General features: G+C 67.3%; 19 protein-coding genes. 10 read left to right on the top strand and 9 right to left on the bottom strand.

Annotated features, from left to right (window positions below; all coding sequences use genetic code 11):
• Positions 1-32: 32 nt before the first annotated feature.
• The 9 genes from BG90_RS10415 to mpl form a co-directional block, all read right to left on the bottom strand.
• On the bottom strand, positions 33-1,046 hold the full coding sequence (locus tag BG90_RS10415) for a 2-dehydro-3-deoxygalactonokinase (RefSeq protein ID WP_010106498.1): 1,014 nt from the start codon (positions 1,044-1,046) through the stop codon (positions 33-35).
• Complete coding sequence (locus tag BG90_RS10410) at positions 1,043-1,960, bottom strand: IclR family transcriptional regulator (protein ID WP_025990002.1); 918 nt, start codon at positions 1,958-1,960, stop codon at positions 1,043-1,045. Before BG90_RS10410 ends, BG90_RS10415 begins: the two co-directional genes overlap by 4 nt.
• A 263-nt stretch (positions 1,961-2,223) precedes the next feature.
• Positions 2,224-2,622 carry an EF-hand domain-containing protein gene (locus BG90_RS10405; RefSeq protein ID WP_010117109.1) on the bottom strand — a complete coding sequence of 133 codons (399 nt, stop codon included), beginning with the start codon at positions 2,620-2,622 and terminating at the stop codon, positions 2,224-2,226.
• Positions 2,623-2,713: 91 nt separating this feature from the next.
• A complete protein-coding gene (locus tag BG90_RS10400; protein ID WP_025990003.1) occupies positions 2,714-4,348 on the bottom strand; it encodes a S10 family peptidase in 1,635 nt (544 codons plus the stop codon).
• A gap of 480 nt (positions 4,349-4,828) precedes the next feature.
• The gene (mtgA, locus tag BG90_RS10395) at positions 4,829-5,599 is read right to left on the bottom strand and encodes a monofunctional biosynthetic peptidoglycan transglycosylase (RefSeq protein ID WP_038802761.1); all 771 of its coding nucleotides are present in this window, start codon (positions 5,597-5,599) and stop codon (positions 4,829-4,831) included.
• Positions 5,600-5,618: 19 nt separating this feature from the next.
• On the bottom strand, positions 5,619-6,497 hold the full coding sequence (aroE, locus tag BG90_RS10390) for a shikimate dehydrogenase (RefSeq protein WP_045568130.1): 879 nt from the start codon (positions 6,495-6,497) through the stop codon (positions 5,619-5,621).
• Positions 6,494-8,572: a ribonuclease catalytic domain-containing protein gene (locus BG90_RS10385; RefSeq protein WP_010122143.1), complete on the bottom strand. Its 2,079-nt coding sequence runs from the start codon at positions 8,570-8,572 to the stop codon at positions 6,494-6,496. Before BG90_RS10385 ends, aroE begins: the two co-directional genes overlap by 4 nt.
• A gap of 115 nt (positions 8,573-8,687) precedes the next feature.
• The gene (locus BG90_RS10380; protein ID WP_010106514.1) at positions 8,688-9,257 is read right to left on the bottom strand and encodes a YqiA/YcfP family alpha/beta fold hydrolase; all 570 of its coding nucleotides are present in this window, start codon (positions 9,255-9,257) and stop codon (positions 8,688-8,690) included.
• Positions 9,254-10,666 (bottom strand): UDP-N-acetylmuramate:L-alanyl-gamma-D-glutamyl-meso-diaminopimelate ligase, encoded by a 1,413-nt coding sequence (gene mpl / locus BG90_RS10375; protein ID WP_010122141.1) that lies wholly within the window; start codon positions 10,664-10,666, stop codon positions 9,254-9,256. The genes BG90_RS10380 and mpl overlap by 4 nt, the downstream gene beginning before the upstream one ends.
• A 193-nt stretch (positions 10,667-10,859) precedes the next feature.
• On the opposite strand from mpl, the gene BG90_RS10370 reads away from it, so the two are divergent.
• The 10 genes from BG90_RS10370 to BG90_RS10325 all read left to right on the top strand — a co-directional run bounded on the left by BG90_RS10370 (position 10,860) and on the right by BG90_RS10325 (position 19,111).
• Entirely contained in the window at positions 10,860-11,504 is a 645-nt protein-coding gene (locus BG90_RS10370) for a hypothetical protein (protein ID WP_010106520.1), read from the top strand.
• Positions 11,505-11,508: 4 nt separating this feature from the next.
• The gene (locus BG90_RS10365) at positions 11,509-12,063 is read left to right on the top strand and encodes a TlpA family protein disulfide reductase (RefSeq protein WP_010122139.1); all 555 of its coding nucleotides are present in this window, start codon (positions 11,509-11,511) and stop codon (positions 12,061-12,063) included.
• A gap of 194 nt (positions 12,064-12,257) precedes the next feature.
• Positions 12,258-12,710, top strand: coding sequence for a type II 3-dehydroquinate dehydratase (gene aroQ / locus BG90_RS10360; protein WP_010106525.1), 453 nt, complete (start codon positions 12,258-12,260; stop codon positions 12,708-12,710).
• A 66-nt stretch (positions 12,711-12,776) separates the two neighbouring features.
• A complete protein-coding gene (accB, locus tag BG90_RS10355; RefSeq protein ID WP_010106527.1) occupies positions 12,777-13,250 on the top strand; it encodes an acetyl-CoA carboxylase biotin carboxyl carrier protein in 474 nt (157 codons plus the stop codon).
• Between the two features lie 85 nt (positions 13,251-13,335).
• On the top strand, positions 13,336-14,703 hold the full coding sequence (gene accC, locus BG90_RS10350; RefSeq protein ID WP_010106529.1) for an acetyl-CoA carboxylase biotin carboxylase subunit: 1,368 nt from the start codon (positions 13,336-13,338) through the stop codon (positions 14,701-14,703).
• Between the two features lie 2 nt (positions 14,704-14,705).
• Positions 14,706-15,608 carry a 50S ribosomal protein L11 methyltransferase gene (prmA, locus tag BG90_RS10345; RefSeq protein ID WP_010122137.1) on the top strand — a complete coding sequence of 301 codons (903 nt, stop codon included), beginning with the start codon at positions 14,706-14,708 and terminating at the stop codon, positions 15,606-15,608.
• A 47-nt stretch (positions 15,609-15,655) separates the two neighbouring features.
• Positions 15,656-17,005 carry a zinc-ribbon and DUF3426 domain-containing protein gene (locus BG90_RS10340; RefSeq protein ID WP_010122135.1) on the top strand — a complete coding sequence of 450 codons (1,350 nt, stop codon included), beginning with the start codon at positions 15,656-15,658 and terminating at the stop codon, positions 17,003-17,005.
• 67 nt (positions 17,006-17,072) lie between these two features.
• Positions 17,073-17,576 carry a thiol peroxidase gene (gene tpx / locus BG90_RS10335; RefSeq protein ID WP_010106535.1) on the top strand — a complete coding sequence of 168 codons (504 nt, stop codon included), beginning with the start codon at positions 17,073-17,075 and terminating at the stop codon, positions 17,574-17,576.
• 99 nt (positions 17,577-17,675) lie between these two features.
• On the top strand, positions 17,676-18,614 hold the full coding sequence (locus BG90_RS10330; RefSeq protein ID WP_010122212.1) for a carbohydrate kinase family protein: 939 nt from the start codon (positions 17,676-17,678) through the stop codon (positions 18,612-18,614).
• A 23-nt stretch (positions 18,615-18,637) separates the two neighbouring features.
• Complete coding sequence (locus tag BG90_RS10325; RefSeq protein ID WP_010106539.1) at positions 18,638-19,111, top strand: outer membrane lipoprotein; 474 nt, start codon at positions 18,638-18,640, stop codon at positions 19,109-19,111.
• The last annotated feature ends 90 nt before the right edge of the window (positions 19,112-19,201 follow it).

Here is a 19,201-nt window from a genome sequence, read left to right as displayed (position 1 = left end):
TCCAGCAACTTCGTATCGAGACGCGTGCGCGTCTACTGCGGCGCAAGGACGGCGCCGCCTGCCGCGCCGACGAGCCCCGCCTGCGTCGCGATGCGCCACAGGCCGCGCTCGGACGCGCGTTCGACGATGCGCGCATCGTCGCAATCGAATTCGGCGAGCGCGCGCCGGTAGCGGTCGCACAACGCGCCGTCCCCGACGAGGCGCGGCGCCAGCGCCGCAAGCGATGCGCCGTGGCCGTCCAGCAACGCATCGAGCGCGTTCAGCTCGTGACCGATCAGCAGTCCGGACAAATAGTCGCCCTGGGCCCGCGGCGCGAGCTGCCCGGTCAGCCCGAGCGTGCGGGTGCTGAACAGCGTCGCGAGCAATCCTTCGCTGCGCTTGCGCCGTGCGATCCGCACGCCGCGCACGAACGCCGCCCAGTCCGGCGCATCGCCCGGCTGCATCGTGCGGCCGAGAATCGTGTGCCCGCGCAGCGCGGCGAACAGCTCGCCCGTCATGTACGTGCGAAACCACTCGATGCGCCCGTCGCGCACCCACGCCCATTTCGCGTGCGTGCCGGGCAGGCCGATCAGCGCGCCAGTGCGTTCGTGCGCAAGCGACGGCTCGGCGGCGAGCGTGCCGACGATCTGCGTTTCCTCGCCGCGCATCACGTCCGGCAGTTCGCCCGGCTCGAGCGCGCCCGGCACGATCGCGAGCGCCGAGCCGCGCGCGGTGCGAAGCCGCACGAGGCTCGACGCGAACGCATCGGCATCGGCCGGCATCGTCACGTAAGGCGCCTCGCGCCAGCCCTGCGCGCTGCCGACCATCCCGGACGCGAGCGCCGGCACGTGCGGCGTGCGGTCGAGCCATGCGCCGCAAGCGCGCTCGAACGCGGCATCGAACGCCTGCGACGGCGATTCGCCCGCCGCGCCGGGCAGGCTCATCACGCCGGCCGCGAACGCGCGCGTGTCGAGCACCGAGCCGTCGGCGTCGAACAGGTACGCGCGCAGCGACGTCGTCCCCCAGTCGAGCCCGATCAGCGCGGGCGTGATCGCGTGTGCGCTCATCGCTTGATCCTGCGCGTCGCCTGCGGCGCGCTCCAGCCTAGGTCGGCCGAAATCGCGCGCGCGCCGCGCTGCACGAGCGGCACGAGTTCGTTCATCCGGTCGAGCGACATGTAGGGAATCGTGCTCGCGACCGACAGCGCGGCGACGATCGCGCCCGACGCGTCGCGCACCGGCGCGGCGACGCAGCGAATCGACGTTTCGTTCTCCTCGAGATCGAACGTGTAGCCGCCCGCCGCGTAGTGCGCCATCCGCTGCAGGAACGTGCCGATGTCCGGACGGCGATCCGGCTTGAAGTTCACGCCCGCGAGCGCGCGCTTCGACGCGTCGAACAGCGAGCGCCACGTGTCCGGATCGAGGTCGAGCATCATCGCCTTGCCGATCCCCGTCGACGCGAGCGGCATCCGGTGGCCGATCCGCGAGCGCATCTCGAGGCCGCGCGTGCCGGGAATCTTGTCGATGTAAAGCACGTCGTCGCCGTCGCGCACGCCGAGGTGGATCGTGTCGAGCGTCGCTTGCGCGAGCGCTTCGAGATGCGGGCGCGCGACCGCCGTGAGCGGCATCTGCTCGAGCGCGATCGTGCCGAGCTCGATCAGCTTCGGACCGAGCAGATAGCCGCCTTGCACCTGGCGCAGATAGCGCGCCTGCACGAGGCTGCTGACGAGGCGGTGCGTCGTGCTGCGCGTCGTGCCGAGCGCGGCGCCGATCGCGCGCATGTCGCGGGCGCCGCCCGCGACCGCCTCGAGGATCGCAAGGCCGCGCAGCAGCGTTTGCGTGCCCGCCTGCTGCGCGGCGAGATCGAGCGGCGTGCTCGTCGCGCCGATGCTGTCGGCGAGCGTCGCGTCGGACGTATCGGACGCATCGGGATGGACGGCTGTCGCGCCGTTCAAGGCAAGCGTCATGGGCGTTTTGTTCATGGTGCAATGAACTCCGGCAATTCAGACACGCGAGCCGTCGGGTTCGCGACGATTGCGCATCTGCCGAAGCGTGTCGATGTGCTTCGGATTGTAGGGGGGCGCGCCGCCATCTCCAATATTTGAGTGCGGCGCTCATATATTGGGAATTCCAATCGTTCCCGCGAGCCGGTCGCGCATGAAAAAACGGGCTGAGCCGAGTGTCCGGCTGAGCCCGTTCGATGCGCACCCCGTGGTTCTCGTGGGGTAAGCGATGCGCGACTTGCTTACTTCTGTGTCGCGCTCTGCGATTGGATGTAGCGCTGCACGTCGGAGAACGACACGCGTCCCGTGCGGTTCGCGTCGATCTGCTTGAAGTTCTTCGCGACGTAGCCGAGGCCCGCTGCCTTCGCCTGCGCTTCGGTCAGGCCCGTGTTGTTCGCGTCGGCCGCCGCGAACTGGCGCTGCAGCTTGCGCACGACCTGCGCATGCAGCGCGGCGCCCGACGTCTGCGTGCCGGCCGTCGGCTTGCGCGCGGCGGGCGGCACGTACGGATCGCCGAGTTGCGCCTGCGTGTGGCGATCGGGTCGCGCGTCGCTCGCCGCCTCCTGCGCGAACGCCGCTTGCGTGAACGCGAGGCCCGCGGCGAACAGCGCCGACCACACGAATGCCGATTGGATTTTCATGTCAGCTCCGATGAGAAATGGGGTCGTCATGGCCCGACGCGCGCGGCGCATCATGCGCGCAGCGCGACGGGCGGTGAAGCATCGTTCGACGTCATTGCGCGACGGGCGTCGCACCATAGAACGTCACCAGATCGGCTTTCTCCCGCGGCCGCGACGTATCGTCCAGATAGACCATGTGCCCGCCCTGATAGTCCTTGATCGTCAGATTGGGCTGCGCGCCGAGACGGGAGAGATCGAGTTCCGTCTGATAAAACGGCGTCGCGATGTCGTGATAGCCGTTCAACGACAGCACCTTCAGCGAAGGATTGAGCGTGAGCGCCGTGGCCAGATCCGGAATCGTGTCGGGCAGGTCGAGGCCGTCGTGACTCCAGTCCCACGTATAGATCGCATTGCTCCCTACAGCATAGGCCGACTTCGCCGAGTACTTCAGCACGTTCGGCAAATAGGTGCCGATCGTGTCGGTGAACGGCTTCGTGATGAAGCTGCTCGACGGATCGCCGCCCGATGCGAGCGGGCTGTTCGTCGGCACGTTCACGCGCGCGTCGTAGCGGCCGATCAGCGTGCCCGGGATCAGCGCCAGCTGATAGCTGTTGTCGTACGCGGTCGGCAGCAGATTGAAGTTCGCGCGCCACAGCGAAGCGGTCGCCCCCGTCGAGTTCGACATCGTCGTCACGAGGCTCTGCGGCGGCTGCGTATTGCTCGCGAGATATGCGTTCACGGCCGGCGAATACGTGCCCGCCGTCAGGAGGCGCATCTGGTCGGCATACTGCGGCAGGTCCGTCGGATTCGGATTGTCGAGCCGGTAGTACGCGCCGACCGCGCCGTAGCTCGGCACGAAGCCCGCGCAACTGATCGCGCTCGACCCGTTGTTCGAATTGCCGACATTGTTGCTCGCCATGTCGCAGTTGCTGTTGTAGTTGAGGATCGACGACTGCAGCACGATCCCGTCGAGCTTCACGCCGGCCGTCTCGAGCAGGTTCGCGAGCACGTCGGTGCGCGGCGTGCCGTACGATTCGCCGAACAGGTACTTCGGCGAATCGTTGCGCCGATTCACCTGCAGGTAGCGGATCACGAAATCGCGAAATGCTCCGCCGTCCTGATCGACGCCCCAGAACGTCTGGTTCGTGTTCGGCGCGATCGCTTCCGAAAAGCCCGTGCCGATCGCGTCGACGAACACGAGATCGGTCGTGTCGAGGAGCGTTTCCTGGTTGTCGACGAACGGGAACGGCGTCGGACTGTTCGCGTTCGGATCGCCCGTCACGAGGCGCTTCGGCCCGAACGAGCCAAGGTGCAGCCAGACCGTCGACGAGCCGGGGCCGCCGTTGTAGAAGAACGTGACGGGACGCTTGCCGAGCGGCTGGTTGTCCGCCGTGTACGCGACGTAAAAGAACGACGCCTCGGCCGCGCCCGTCTGCGGGTTGCGCGCGGTCAGGTGGCCCGCGGTCGCGGTGTAGTTGATCGTCTTGCCGTTCAACGTGATCTGGTGATGCGTGATCGCGGCGTTCTCGGTCGCGGCGGAAGCCGACAGCGACGCGCTCGCGCTCGACGAATAACGGTTGGGATCTTGATACGGTTTGTCCGCGCCGGATGAGGTGTCGGCGCTGCTCGAACTGTTCTCGCTCGCGGCGGCGCTCGCGGCGGGATTCGCGTCATCTCCATTGCACGCTGCGAGGAGCAGCGAAGAGAATACTGCGGCTAATAACAGCTTCGTCTTACGTGCTGGCATAGTCGTTTTCCTTCTCTCATGTTGTTTTTAGAGCGGCCGGATAGGCGCCCCCACCTTGCTCGTTCGGCCCGATAAGCCAAGGCGTGGGCCAATATACGCGACAAGTTTCGATTTGAAAAATGACGAAACATTTGAAAGAAATAAGGTTTACTTTATTCTTTCAAATTCGATTTTTCATTTGACCAAAATCGATACGGAATCGGGCTTTCGAGCGGCATTTTGTCAATACGATCGAGACAAAACCGACGATGGAGCGGATTTTTTATTGCTTTATTCGCACTGCGCGGCGAAATTAATTTGACGATCGAAATAAATCGGGTAATTACCCGAATTCCCGACGTATCGATTTTGAAAGATTTGTGGAAGCGCAGATATTGGGATGGTGCGCCGCAAAAGGCGCGCTGATCTTCCGCATGAAGAAGCGCCGTCGATCGACGGGGGTGCGCGCCGGCAAGCGATCGCGCTGCGGCGCGTCCGCGCTCACTGCGACGCGGGCAATTCCGCCGCGCCCATCCGTCGCGCGATCACGCCCGCGCGCTGCGCAAGGTAAGACGAGCCGCGGTGCGTGTCGAAATACTTCGGATTCGGCAGCATCACCGCGAGGCGCGCCGATTGCCACGCGGAAAGCCGGCTCGCGGGAATCCGGAAGTAGTACTGCGCGGCGGCTTCCGCACCGTACACGCCGCGGCCGAATTCGACCGAGTTCAGGTAGATCTCGAAGATGCGCTCCTTGTCGAGCAGCGTTTCGAGCATCCACGTGATGATGAGCTCCTGCCCCTTGCGGATGTAGCTCTTCTCACTGGACAGGAACAGATTGCGCGCGAGCTGCTGCGTGATCGTCGAGCCGCCCGACACGATTCGGCCGTGCGCACGGTTCTTTTCCCACGCCTGCAGGATCGCGTCCACTTCGTAGCCCGAATTGTTCGCGAAATCGGCGTCTTCGGATGCGATCACCGCGCGCTTCAGGTTCCGCGAGATCCGCTCGTACGGCACCCACTGATGCCGGATCGTCACCGCGGGCCGCGCGGCCGACAAGCGCCACGCGTCGGCGCGCATGAACGCGCTCGAACCCGGATCGACCACCGTCCACATCGCGATCTGCGCGAAGTAATAGAGCTGCGTCGCGAGCCACGCGCCGGCGAACACGCCGCCCGCATATGCGAGCCAGCGCGCGAGACCGCGCCGGCGCGCACCGGTCGCGCCGCGCGCCGGCGCGAAGCCCGGGCCGCGCGAAACGGGACTGTTCCGCACCCCGCTGCGCCTCTCGCGCTCAGTGCGCCGCCGACGCCGCGAGCGCGGCGCGCAGCGCGGCGAGCACGGGCGCGCTGTCGGGCCGCACGCCGCGCCATACGTAGAACGATTCCGCCGCCTGCTCGACGAGCATCCCGAGACCGTCCGCCGCGCGCGCGCCGAGCGCCGCCGCGTGCTCCATGAAGACGGTCGGCCGCGCGCCGTACATCATGTCGTACGCGAGCGTCGCCGGGCCGAACGCCGCGGTGTCGCATTCGGGCAGCGCCGCGTCGAGGCTGCCCGCCGTCGCGTTGACGATCATGTCGTAAGGCTCGCGCGCGATCCGCTCGGGACCGCCGCCCGCGAGCACGCAGCCCGCGTCGTGCGCGGCTTGCGTGAACTGGCCGACGAGCTCTTCCGCCTTGCTCGCCGTCCGGTTGACGATCGTGAGCGACGCGGGCGCGCGCTCGAGCATCGGCAACACGACGCCGCGCGCCGCGCCGCCCGCGCCGAGCAGCAGGATCCGCGCGCCCGTCAGGCTCACGCCGAGATTCGTTTCGATGTCGCGCACGAGACCGACGCCGTCGGTGTTGTCGCCGAAGATGCCGCTCTCGTCGAAGCGCAGCGTGTTCACCGCGCCCGCCGCCGCCGCGCGCGGCGACAGCGTGTCGGCGAGCGCATAGGCTTCGAGCTTGAACGGCACGGTGACGTTCACGCCGCGGCCGCCCTGCGAGGCGAATTCGCGCACCGCGGCCGCGAAGCCGTCGAGCGGCGCGAGCAGATGCGTGTACGCAATCGCCTCGCCCGTCTGTTCGGCAAAGCGCGTGTGAATGAACGGCGACTTGCTGTGCGCGATCGGATTGCCGATCACCGCGTAGCGATCGCGCGCGTTCGCAGCGGGCTCGACGGTCGTGCTCATTTCGGCTGCTCCTCGCCGTTTGCGGACGCGTCGCCCTCGCCGCCCGCCGCGCCGCCAGCCTCGGCGAGCGCTTCCGCTTCGCTTTCGGCCGATTCGGCGGCGGCGTCGAGCAGCACGTCGTCGGCCGCTTCGGCCTCCTCTTCGTCCTCGGCCGGCTCGCCGCCCGACACCGTCGGCGCGTCGAGCACGCTGAGGAGCCGCACCGATGCCTCGATCGTCAGTTCGTCGACCGACATCACATCGAGCAGCACGCGCGTGCCGCGCGCGTGAACGCCGAGCGCGGGCACGTGCAGCAGCAGCGGCACTTCGTCGAGACGCACGAGTTCACCCTTCACGACGGTCGCGCTCACCTGCTTGCGGCCTTCCTGCTTGATCCAGCGCAAGCACCAGAAATACTCCATCCGGCGCTGATGATCGGCGTATGCGGCATACGTATCGTCGAAGCCCTGCACGACCGCGTACAGATCCGCGTCCTTCTGCTTGAACGGCGCGGCGAGCTTCGCGGTCACGCCGTGCTGCACGCACGCGAGCAGTTGCCATTGATTGACGAGGTCGACGTAGCGGCGCAGCGGCGACGTGCTCCACGCATACTGCGGCACGCCGAGCCCTTCGTGCGGCGCGGCGCTCGTCTGCATCCGCGTGCGCTTCGGCCCGCTCGGCATGCCGAACGCACGCTGCGTGCGATAGATGCCCGGCACGCTGTGGTCGTGCAGGAACGCGCCCCACGTCGAGTTCGCGAGGATCGCGAGCTCGGACACGATCAGATCGAGCGGCGAACCGCGCCGGCGCGGCGTGATCGTCACGCGCTCGCCTTCGACGTAGAAGTTGTAATCGGTATTGCGCTGCACTTCGCGCCTGAGCCCGTAGCCCGCGCGCGCGACCTGGCGCTTCTCGAAGAGCGCCTGCGCGAGCGGCCAGAGCACCGCGATATCGTCCTTGTGCGGGTAGTCGCCCGTGCCGGCCGCGAGCGCATCCTCGGTGACGAGCTCGTCGAGCGTGTTGTGGCGCAGGTTGCTCTTCACGTAGACGTATTCGGCGCGCGTCTCGTTCGCGACGATCTCCTGCGTGTCGCGCTTCACGATGATGTACAGCGACAGCGCCGGGCGGTAGCCGCCCTCCTTCAGCGTGAAAACGTCGACGACGTCGTCCGGCAGCATCGTGATCTTGTCGCCCGGCATGTAGACGGTCGACAGCCGCGCGCGCGCGACCGCGTCGACCGCGTCGCCGCGCACGACGCCGAGCGCGGGCGCCGCGATGTGCACGCCGATCCGCACGCGCCCGTCGGTCAGATGCTCGACCGAGAACGCATCGTCGATCTCGGTCGTCGTGATGTCGTCGATCGAGAACGCGCCGACGTCCGCACGCGGCAGGTCGTCGGGCAGCTTGCCGACCGTGATGGACGGAAAGCCCGTGCCGTGCGGAAAGTACTCGGCGAGAAAGCGCGCTTCGTGCAGCGCGCGCGCGGACGGAATGCCGCCGCAGTCGAGCATCAGCCGCGCGGGCGACACGCCGCGCGCGAGCGCCGCCGCGTCGAGCGCCTTGTATTCGATCGAGTTCTTGTCCGGCTTCGTCAGGAGGTTGAGCGCCTTGCCGGCGAACGCGTCGGGCAGCTTGCCCGCCTTCAGCTCGTCTTCGTAGCCGGCCTGCACGAGCGCCTGCTGGCGCTTGCGCTCCAGCGCGGCGAGCGCCATCTTCAGCTGCTCTTCGGGCGCGCGCTGATACTGGCCGCGCCCCTTGCGACGAAAATAGACGGGCGAGCCGTGCAGGCGCAGCACGAGCGCCGCGCGCTCGACCGGGCCGTAGCTCGCGCCGAAATATTCGTCAGCGAGCGTCGCGTACGCGAATTCCTCGGCGGGCGCGCATTCCCACAGAAAATCCAGGTCGATCTGCTGCGCGGCCTCGTCCGCCTGCTGCATCAGCTCGTTCGCGGCGGGTTTCTCGAATTCGATCAGCACGTCCTTCGCGCGCACCTTCGCGCGCCGGCCGCCCGGCAATTCGACCTGAAACGCGTCGCCCTGGCGCGACAGCACGCTGCCCGCCTTGAAACTGCCCGATTCCTCGAAGAAAACGTTCACTCAGTACTCTCGTCTTTCGTTCAGACTTCCGCGCGCCGCGCTTCGCTTCGGAAGCAGGCGACGCCGCGTGTGGTGTGTAAGGCGCCATGCGCCGGACCTCGCATCCGGCGCCGACCTATCCGGCGTCACAAAATGCGAGAACGTCGTCGATGTAGTCGGCAAACTCGCTGATCCCGTGATCGCTGCCTTCGATGACGCGGGTTCGCGCGCCCGGATAGCGTGCGAGCATCTCGCGGTAGTCGAGCACTTCATCGCCCGTCGCCGCGAACAAATAGTAGCGCTCGGGCCGCGTGACCGCCGCGACGCGCAACGCGTCCAGCTCGTCCAGATGATGCGGCTCGACGACGATCGTGCCGCCGCCGTGCCAGAGCGGCTGCTCGCCGAGATAGCGACGCAGGTCGCGCTGCGGCTGCGTCGCCGGATTGAGCAGCACCGCGCGCCAGCCGTGCCTTTCCGCGAGCCAGGTCGCATAGTAGCCGCCGAGCGAGCTGCCGATCACGGTGACGTCGCGCGCAGGCATGCCGGCGACTTCCGCCTCGGCCGCCGCGATCGCGTCGAGCGGCGCCACCGACAACGCCGGGCAGCGCCACTCGTCCGCGCGTCCGAGATCGGCGAGCCGGGCGGCAAGCGCGCGCGCCTTGAACGACTGCGGCGACGAGCGGAAGCCGTGCAGATACAGGATCACGCGCCGCTCCGGGCCGACGCCGCGTCGCCGCGCGCCGACAGCGCGTCGAGCAGCTTCTGATGCACGCCGCCGAAGCCGCCGTTGCTCATCACGAGCACGTGGTCGCCCGGTCGCGCCGCCGCCGTCACCGCCTTCACGAGCGCGTGCAGGTCGTCGAACGCGTGCGCCTTGTCGCCGAGCGGTGCGAGGGCATCGGGGAGGCTCCAGCCGAGCGCGTCGCGGCCCGTCGACGCGCCGTAGCCGAACACGAGATCGGCGTCGGCGAGACTCGCCGGCAGCTGCGCCTTCATCGTACCGAGCTTCATCGTGTTCGAACGCGGCTCCAGCACCGCGAGAATTCGGCTGTTTTCGCCGCCGATGCGGGCACGAAGACCGGCGATCGTCGTTTCGATCGCGGTCGGATGATGGGCGAAATCGTCGTAGACGGTCACGCCGTCGACGCTGCCGCGCACTTCCATCCGACGCTTCACGTTGCGGAACGCCGCCAGCGCGGCGGCCGCCTGCGCAGGCGGCACGCCGACATGGCGCGCGGCCGCGATCGCGGCGAGCGCGTTCATCCGGTTGTGCTCGCCCTGCACCTGCCAATCGACGGCGCCGACGCGCTCGCTGCGCCAATACACGGCGAAGCGCTCGTCGACCGGCACGCCATCCTCGGCGGGCAGCGCCTGCCAGCCGCCATCGACGCCGAAGCGCTCGACGTCGCTCCAGCAGCCGCGCGACAGCACGCGTTCGAGCGCGTCCTCGCGGCCGTTCGTCACGAGCCGGCCGACGCCCGGCACCGTACGCACCAGGTGATGGAATTGCGTTTCGATCGCGGCGAGATCCGGGAAGATGTCGGCATGATCGAACTCGAGATTGTTCAGGATCGCGGTGCGCGGCCGGTAGTGGACGAATTTCGAGCGCTTGTCGAAGAACGCGGTGTCGTATTCGTCCGCTTCGATCACGAAGAAGCTCGAATCGGTGAGGCGCGCGGACACGCCGAAGTTCAGCGGCACGCCGCCGATCAGGAAGCCGGGATTCAGGCCCGCGTCTTCCAGGATCCACGCGAGCATCGAGCTCGTCGTCGTCTTGCCGTGCGTGCCGGCGACAGCGAGCACCCACTTGCCCGCAAGCACGTGCTCGCCGAGCCACTGCGGACCGGACACGTACGGCAACCCGCGATCGAGGATCGCCTCCATCAGCGGATTGCCGCGCGACACCACGTTGCCGATCACGAACAGATCGGGCTTCAGGTCGATCTGTTCGGCGCCGTAGCCTTCGATCAGCTGAATGCCCTGCGCCTCGAGCTGCGTGCTCATCGGCGGATAGACGCCCGCGTCGCAGCCGGTCACGGTGTGGCCCGCCGCGCGGGCGAGCACGGCGAGACCGCCCATGAAGGTGCCGCAGATGCCGAGAATATGGATATGCATAAAGCTTCGCGCCGCGTGGGCGTAGTCGAATCGGAGGCTGGCCGCGCCTCACGCCGGTTGCCGGGGAAACACGTGCGACGTGGCGCTCGCGCCGCCGCGCAAAGGGGGCTATTGTAACTGACGGCCCCGACGCGAACGACGGTTGACGCAACCGCCGGGCCGCTCGGCACCGATCTAGTATGATTGCCGGATCATGTCTCGCAAAACCCTACTCGACCCGCGGCGCGTACGCGACGAAATCGCGCTCGCCGCGGCACGCCTGATCGCCGAAGACGGGCTCGACTACGCCGGCGCGAAGCGCAAAGCCGCGCGCCAAGTGCTCGGCGACAGCCGAATTGCCGGCGAATGGTTGCCGGATAACGATCAGATCGAAGAAGAACTGCACGAATACCTCGCGCTGTTCCAAGGCGAGACGCAGCCCGCCGAACTGCGCCGGCTGCGTCTCGTCGCGCTCGCGTGGATGGAGCGGCTTGCGCCGTTCAATCCGTACATCGCGGGCGCGGTGCTGAACGGCACGGCGAACGCGCATTCGGACGTCCACCTGCAAGCCTTCTGCGACAACCAGAAGGACGTCGCGATCTATCTGTTGAACCAGAACATCCAGTACGACGTATCCGAGACCCGCCACTTCGCGGGACGCGGCGACGTCGAGACGCTCAGCTTCCTGTGGCGCGAAGCGCGCGGCGCCGAACCCGTCGGCATCCACGTCGCACTGTATACGAGCGACGATCTGCGCGGCGCCGTGAAGGCGGACGCCCGCGGACGCCTGTCGCGAGCCGACGCGCAAGCGCTGCGCGCGCTCGTCGAAGCGCCGCCCTCCTCACCAACCGAATCTTGAACCGATGAACAGCAAAGGTATTTTCGCAGGCATCGTGATCGCGGCCGTCGCGGTCGCCGGCGGGCTCGCCGCCGGCCACTGGGTGCGCGGCGGCAGTTCGGCCGGCGGCAGCGCGCCGGCGAGCGCGCCCGCCGCGGGCAACGCGGTCGACGCGCTGTGGGCGGCGTCGTATCCGGGCGTCGACGGCAAGCCGCAAGGGCTCGCTGCCTTCAAGGGCCAGAAAGTGGTCGTCAATTTCTGGGCGTCCTGGTGCGGCCCATGCGTCGAAGAGATGCCGGCGCTCGTGAAGCTGTCGCGCGAATATGAGAAGAAAGGTGTGCGTTTCGTCGGGATCGGCGTCGATTCCGAGCAGAACGTGAAGAATTTCCTGAAGAAAGTGCCGGTCGACTATCCGATCGTCGTCAGCGGCTATGCCGGTGCCGATCTAGCCCGGAATTTCGGAAACACAGCCGGCGCGTTGCCTTTTACCGTCGTCATCGACGAAACCGGCAAGGTTCGCGAAACAAAATTGGGGCAAATCCATCCGGACGAGCTGAAACGCACGCTCGACATGCTCTGATCCGAGCCGCCCTGCTACCGGCGCGTTGCCGATATTTGGGATCGATTAGCGTCAACTTACGCGGAGTTGACCGATTCTGACTGCGCCGGCGCGCGGATTCGCGCTTGCCGAAGCAATAGTCCATTCGGCAAAACTAGACAAATTTCTCTAATTGGCGATAAAGTTCGCGCAATTCCGCAGAAAAAGAAGCGACCATGACACGATTGCTGGTACTGCACGGCCCCAACCTGAACCTTCTCGGCACCCGGGAACCGGAGGTGTACGGCCGCGTGACCCTCGCGCAGATCGATCAGGCGCTGGCCGCACGGGCGCAGGAGGCGGGCGTCGAGCTCGAGTCGTTCCAGAGCAACCACGAGGGCGCGCTCGTCGACCGCGTCCAGGCTGCGAGAAACGACGGCACCGAGTTCATCCTGATCAATCCGGCTGCGTATACGCATACGAGCGTCGCGATCCGGGATGCGCTCGCGGGCGTCGGCATTCCGTTCGTCGAGATTCATCTGTCGAACGTGCACCGCCGCGAGCCGTTCAGGCATCACTCTTATTTCTCCGATCAGGCCGAAGGCGTGATCTGCGGCCTCGGCTGGAAAGCTTATCTGTACGCGCTCGAATACGCGCTCGACAAACTGCAAGGCGCGTCGCGCGGCTGATTTTCAAGAACTCGATTCAGCGCCGGTCCCGAACCGGCGTTTCACGTATTGAAAGGGGAACTCCCGATGGACCTTCGCAAGCTGAAAACTCTGATCGACCTCGTCTCCGAATCCGGCATCTCCGAGCTGGAAGTCACCGAAGGCGAAGGCAAGGTGCGCATCGTCAAGAACGCGCCGCCGGTCTATGTGCAGCAGCCGGGCGGCTACGCGCCGCAGGTGAGCGCCCCCCCTCCCGCCATGACGCTGCAGGCCGAAGGCGCGAGCGCCCCGGCACCCGCCGCCGCGCCCGCCGTGAGCGCGCCGCAAGGCCACGTCGTGACGTCGCCGATGGTGGGCACCTTCTACCGCGCGCCGTCGCCGGGCGCCGATCCGTTCGTCCAGGTCGGCGACACCGTGAAGGAAGGCCAGACGCTTTGCATCATCGAAGCGATGAAGCTCCTGAACGAAATCGAGTCCGACAAGGCAGGCGTCATCAAGGAAATCCTCGCCGAAAACGGCCAGGCCGTCGAATACGGCCAGCCGCTTTTCGTGATCGGCTAAGACCCGCCGCGCGGCGCGCCCGTCAGCGACGCCGCTCCTCTCAAGGCGCGCGCTCGCGCGCCCATCGAAGAGACGAATACTCGCTATGTTTGAAAAAATCCTCATTGCCAATCGCGGGGAAATCGCGCTGCGCATTCAGCGCGCGTGCCGCGAGCTCGGCGTCAAGACGGTGGTCGTCTATTCCGAGGCCGACAAGGAAGCCAAGTATGTGAAGTTGGCCGACGAAGCAGTCTGCATCGGCCCGGCTCCGTCGAATCTGAGCTACCTGAACATGCCGGCCCTCATCAGCGCGGCCGAAGTCACCGACGCCGAAGCGATCCACCCGGGCTACGGCTTCCTGTCGGAAAACGCCGATTTCGCCGAGCGCGTCGAGCAATCGGGCTTCACGTTCATCGGCCCGCGTCCGGACACGATCCGCATGATGGGCGACAAAGTCACCGCGAAGCAGACGATGATCCGCACCGGCGTGCCCTGCGTGCCGGGTTCGGACGGCGCGTTGCCGGACGATCCGAAGGAGATCGTGAAAATTGCGCGCTCGGTCGGCTATCCGGTGATCATCAAGGCGGCCGGCGGCGGCGGCGGACGCGGAATGCGCGTCGTCCATACCGAGGCGGCGCTCGTGAACGCGGTCAACATGACACGCGAGGAAGCGGGCCGCGCGTTCGGCAATCCGCAGGTCTACATGGAGAAGTTCCTCGAGAATCCGCGCCACATCGAGATCCAGGTGCTTGCCGACTCGCACAAGAACGCGGTCTGGCTCGGCGAGCGCGACTGTTCGATGCAGCGCCGTCACCAGAAGGTGATCGAGGAAGCGCCCGCGCCCGGCATCGCACGCCGCCTGATCGACCGGATCGGCGATCGCTGCGCGGACGCGTGCAAGAAGATGGGCTACCTCGGCGCGGGCACGTTCGAGTTCCTGTACGAGAACAACGAGTTCTACTTCATCGAGATGAACACGCGCGTCCAGGTCGAGCATCCGGTGACGGAGCTGATCACGGGCGTCGACATCGTCCAGGAACAGATCAGGATCGCCGCGGGCGAGAAGCTGTCGTTCCGCCAGCGCGACATCCAGTTCCGCGGCCACGCGATCGAATGCCGGATCAACGCCGAAGATCCGTTCAAGTTCACGCCGTCGCCGGGCCGGATCACGTCGTGGCACACGCCGGGCGGCCCGGGCATCCGCGTCGATTCGCACGCGTACAATGGTTATTTCGTCCCGCCCAACTACGATTCGATGATCGGCAAGCTGATCGCCTACGGCGCGACGCGCGAGCAGGCGATCAGCCGGATGCGCATCGCGCTGTCGGAAATGGTGGTCGAAGGCATTCTGACCAACATTCCGCTGCATCGCGAGCTGATGCTCGATTCGAAGTTCGTCGAAGGCGGCACGAGCATCCACTACCTCGAAAACCGGCTCGCGCAGAAACAGCAGGCCGCGCCGGAAGAAGCGTAATCATGAGCTATCGGGAACTCGTCGCCGAACTGCCGCGCGAGCACGCGGAGGCACTGTCCGACGCGCTCGTCGAGCTGGGCGCATTGTCGGTGTCCGTCGAGGACGCCGATGCCGACACGCCGGACGAGCAGCCGCTCTTCGGCGAACCGGGTCTGACGCCCGAGCGCACCGCGTGGCAGCATTCGCGCGTGATCGCGCTCGTCGACGCGACGCAGGATCCCGCGGTGCTGCTCGCCGCCGCCGCGAACGAAGCCGGCCTTGCCGAAACGCCGCGCTTCGAGCTGCGCGAAGTCGAGGAGCAGGACTGGGTGCGGCTCACGCAATCGCAATTCGACCCGATCCACATCGGCGAGAAGATCTGGGTCGTGCCGTCGTGGCACGACGCGCCGGAGCCCGACGCGCTCGTGCTCGAGCTCGATCCGGGCCTCGCGTTCGGCACGGGCAGCCACCCGACGACGCGCCTTTGCATGGAATGGCTCGAGCAGACCGTGCAGCCCGGCCAGACGGTGCTCGACTACGGCTGCGGCTCCGGCATCCTCGCGATCCTCGCGAAGAAGTGCGGCGCGGGCAGCGTGACCGGCATCGACATCGATCCGCAAGCGGTCGAAGCGGCGCGCCAGAACAGCGAGCGCAATCGCGCGGACGTCGCGTACGGCCTGCCCGACGACTGCCCCGACGGCGAATTCGACATCGTCGTCGCGAACATCCTGTCGAATCCGCTGAAGCTGATGGCATCGATGCTCGCATCGAAAGTGAAGCCGGGCGGGCGCATCGCGCTGTCGGGCGTGCTCGCGCGGCAGGCGGACGAAGTCGCGAGCGTCTACGCCCGCTATATCGATATCGCCGTCTGGCGCGAACACGAAGGTTGGGTATGCCTCGCCGGAACGCGGCGGGAAAGCCATTAGAATAAGCGCTGTCCTTCACTCAGGCCCCGCTGGCTGCCCGGCTGACCATGCTCCTTGCGACGCGCTGCCCTCATTGTGAAACCGTCTTCCGACTGCAACAGGAACAGCTCGCGCTGCACGACGGTCTCGTGCGCTGCGGCCACTGCCAGCTGGTGTTCGACGCGGCGCGCACGCTCGTGCCCGCCGAGCCGGACGCGGCCGCTGCGCAAGCAGCGCCGCACGCGCCACAGCAGCAGCCGGCGCCGCAGCGTCTGTTCGACGCGACGTCGCCCGATCTTCGTCCGCTCGAAGCCGGCCACCGCGATTTCGCGCCGGGCGCATGGGACATGTGGGCGCCCTGGCTCGACGGCACCGTCGATCCGAAGCTGCAGATGACGGGCGCGAGCGTCGGCGCCGCGGCGAACGGCGCGGCCGCGACACGCGTTCCCGCAGACGAATCGCGCGAAATTGCATCCGACGCGTCGACGCACGAAGTGCCCGCCCCCCCCGAAACGCCCCGAGCGCATCTGGCAGAAACGCCCGCGCTCGCCGAACAAGCGGCTCGCACGCCGCCTGCGTCCGACACCGCCGCGCATGCCGCCCAAACGTCCGACGCGGACATGCCCGCCGTCGGCATCCGGCACTTTCCCCCGCCGCCTAGCCCGACGCTCGATATCGCTCGCACGGATGCCAGGCGCGAGCCCGAAGCCGCGCGCCCCCCTGCGCCCGGCTCCCGGACGCACGATGCGGCCGAACCCGTGCTCGCGTCGCCCGCGGCCGCAACCGCTGCGCTCGCCGATGCCGCCCACGACCACGAGCCGCGCTTCGGCGCTGCGGCGTCGCCCCGAACCGACGCCGAGCCGTTCGCGACGTCGCCCGAACCCGACAATCGCGAACATTTCGCGATGACCCGCGAAACGCGGACGAGCGCGGCGGGCGGCGGCTTCGCGCGTGCGCTCGGCGTGCTCGTCGCGCTGGCGCTCGCGGCGCTTCTCGCCGCGCAGCTCGCGTGGTGGCAGCGAGAGACGATCACGATCTACTGGCCGTCGACGGAGCCGCTTTTCAAGCAGGCGTGCGCGAAGCTCGGCTGCATGGTCACGCCGCCACGCGCGATCGACGGCCTGCGGCTCGACGCATCGGATCTGCGCCAGCTCGACGGTCCGCGCCTCCTCGAGCTGAAGGTGCCGCTCACGAACCGCTATCGCGTCGCGCTCGCATATCCGTCGATCGAGCTCACGCTGCTCGACGAAGCCAACAACATCACCGCGCGCCGCGTGCTCGCGCCGCGCGACTACGTGCGCCCCGGCGCGCGCGTCGAAGCGGGCATGCCCGCCGGCGCGACGCAGACGATGACCGTCAGAATCGAGACCGACGGCATCGCCGCGTCGAATTTCCGCGTCCAGATCTTTTATCCGTAACGCGCCGCGATGCGGCGCGTGGCCTCAACCCGTGCGCCGCATAGGCGCACACATTTGGAGCACGAACATGAGCAAAGTCACGCTGGGTGGCAACCCGATCGAAATCGCCGGCACGTTCCCGATCATCGGCTCGCAAGCTCCCGACTTCAAGCTGGTCGGCAAGGACCTCGCCGACCTCTCGCTGGCGAGCTTCGCCGGCAAGCGCAAGGTGCTGAACATCGTCCCGAGCCTCGACACGCCGACCTGCGCGACGTCGACTCGTAAGTTCAACGAAGCGGCGAGCAAGCTCGACAACACGGTCGTCATCGTCGTGTCGGCCGACCTGCCGTTCGCGGCAACCCGCTTCTGCACGACGGAAGGCCTCGCGAACGTCGTCACCGCATCGACGTTCCGCAGCGGCCGCGCGTTCGCCGACGCATACGGCGTGAACGTGACGAGCGGTCCACTCGACGGCCTGACCGCGCGCGCGGTCGTCGTGATCGACGAGAACGACAAGGTCACGCACACCGAGCTCGTCGGCGAAATCAAGGACGAGCCGAACTACGATGCCGCCCTCGCCGCACTGAAGTAAGCCGCACCGAACGGCCGCGCCGCGCGCCGCCTGCCTGCCGCGCGGCGGGCGCACGCGCGGCGCGGCCGCCCTCTCAACTTCTCTACAGGAACGCACACCTTGGCTACGCTGATTTGCGGTTCGATCGCCTACGACAACATCATGACCTTCGAAGGGCGCTTTCGCGAGCACATCCTGCCCGACCAGGTGCACCTCATCAATCTGAGCTTCCTCGTGCCGACGATGCGCCGCGAATTCGGCGGCTGCGCGGGCAACATCGCGTATGCACTGAAGCTGCTGGGCGGCGACGCGCGAATGATGGGCACGCTCGGCGCGATCGACGCGCAGCCGTACCTCGACCGCCTCGATGCACTGGGGCTTTCGCGTGAATACGTTCGCGTGCTGCCCGACACGTACTCGGCGCAGGCGATGATCACGACCGATCTGGACAACAACCAGATCGCCGCATTCCACCCGGGCGCGATGATGCAGTCGCACGTGAACCACGCGGGCGAAGCGCAGGGCGTCAAGCTCGCGATCGTCGCGCCGGACGGCTTCCAGGGGATGGTCCAGCACACCGAGGAGCTCGCGCAGGCGGGCGTGCCGTTCATCTTCGATCCGGGCCAGGGTTTGCCCCTCTTCGACGGCGCCACCTTGCGCCGCAGCATTGAACTTGCGACTTACATTGCTGTCAACGACTACGAAGCCAAGCTGGTGTGCGACAAGACGGGTTGGTCCGAAGACGAAATCGCCAGCCGGGTTCAGGCGCTCATCATCACGCGCGGCGAGCATGGTGCGACGATCCGCCATCGTGACGGCGAGGAACAGATTCCGGCCGTGCGGGCGGAGCGGATCATCGATCCGACCGGCTGCGGCGACGCGTTCCGCGGCGGCTTGCTGTACGGGATCGAGCACGGCTTCGACTGGGCGACGACGGGGCGCCTCGCGAGCCTGATGGGTTCGCTGAAGATCGCGCACCAGGGTCCGCAGACTTACGCGCCGACCCGCGCGGAAATCGATGCTCGCTTCGAGACCGCGTTCGGCTACAGTCCGAAGTGAATCTTGTTTGGAGAAGATGAAACATGTTGACCAGGAAAACCCTCACGCTGGCCGCGATGCTGACCGCGACGGTGACGCTCGCCGGCTGCTTCACGCCGCCGGGTTCCGCCGACGTCTATAGCGTCGGCCAGGCGCAGCGCGAACAGACCGTGCGGATGGGCACGGTCGAGAGCGTCCGCGCAGTGCGGATTCAGGGCGACGGCGGCGGCGGCGCGCTCGGCACGCTCGGCGGCGGCGCGCTCGGCGCAGTTGCCGGCAGTGCGATTGGCGGCGGCCGCGGCTCGGTGCTGACCGCGATCGCGGGCGGCATCGCCGGTGCGGTCGCCGGCAATGCAGTCGGCCAGGGCCTCAGTTCGGCGAACGGCGTCGAAATCACCGTGCGCCTCGACAACGGCGACCTGCGCTCGATCACGCAGGCGGCGACGCCCGAAGTGTTCCGCGCGGGCGAGCGCGTGCGGCTGCTGTCGAGCGGCGGCGTGACCCGCGTCACGCACTGATCGACATCGGCGCGCCGGCAAGCACGTCCGGCGCACTGGGGCACGACGCGGCGCGAGCCGCACGATCGAAAACGCATGCGCATCTCGCGC

The organism is Burkholderia oklahomensis C6786, assembly GCF_000959365.1.
Lineage (GTDB): Bacteria > Pseudomonadota > Gammaproteobacteria > Burkholderiales > Burkholderiaceae > Burkholderia > Burkholderia oklahomensis.
The sequence above is the reverse complement of the archived record's forward strand: the minus strand, read 5'-3'. Positions and strand labels throughout refer to the sequence as shown.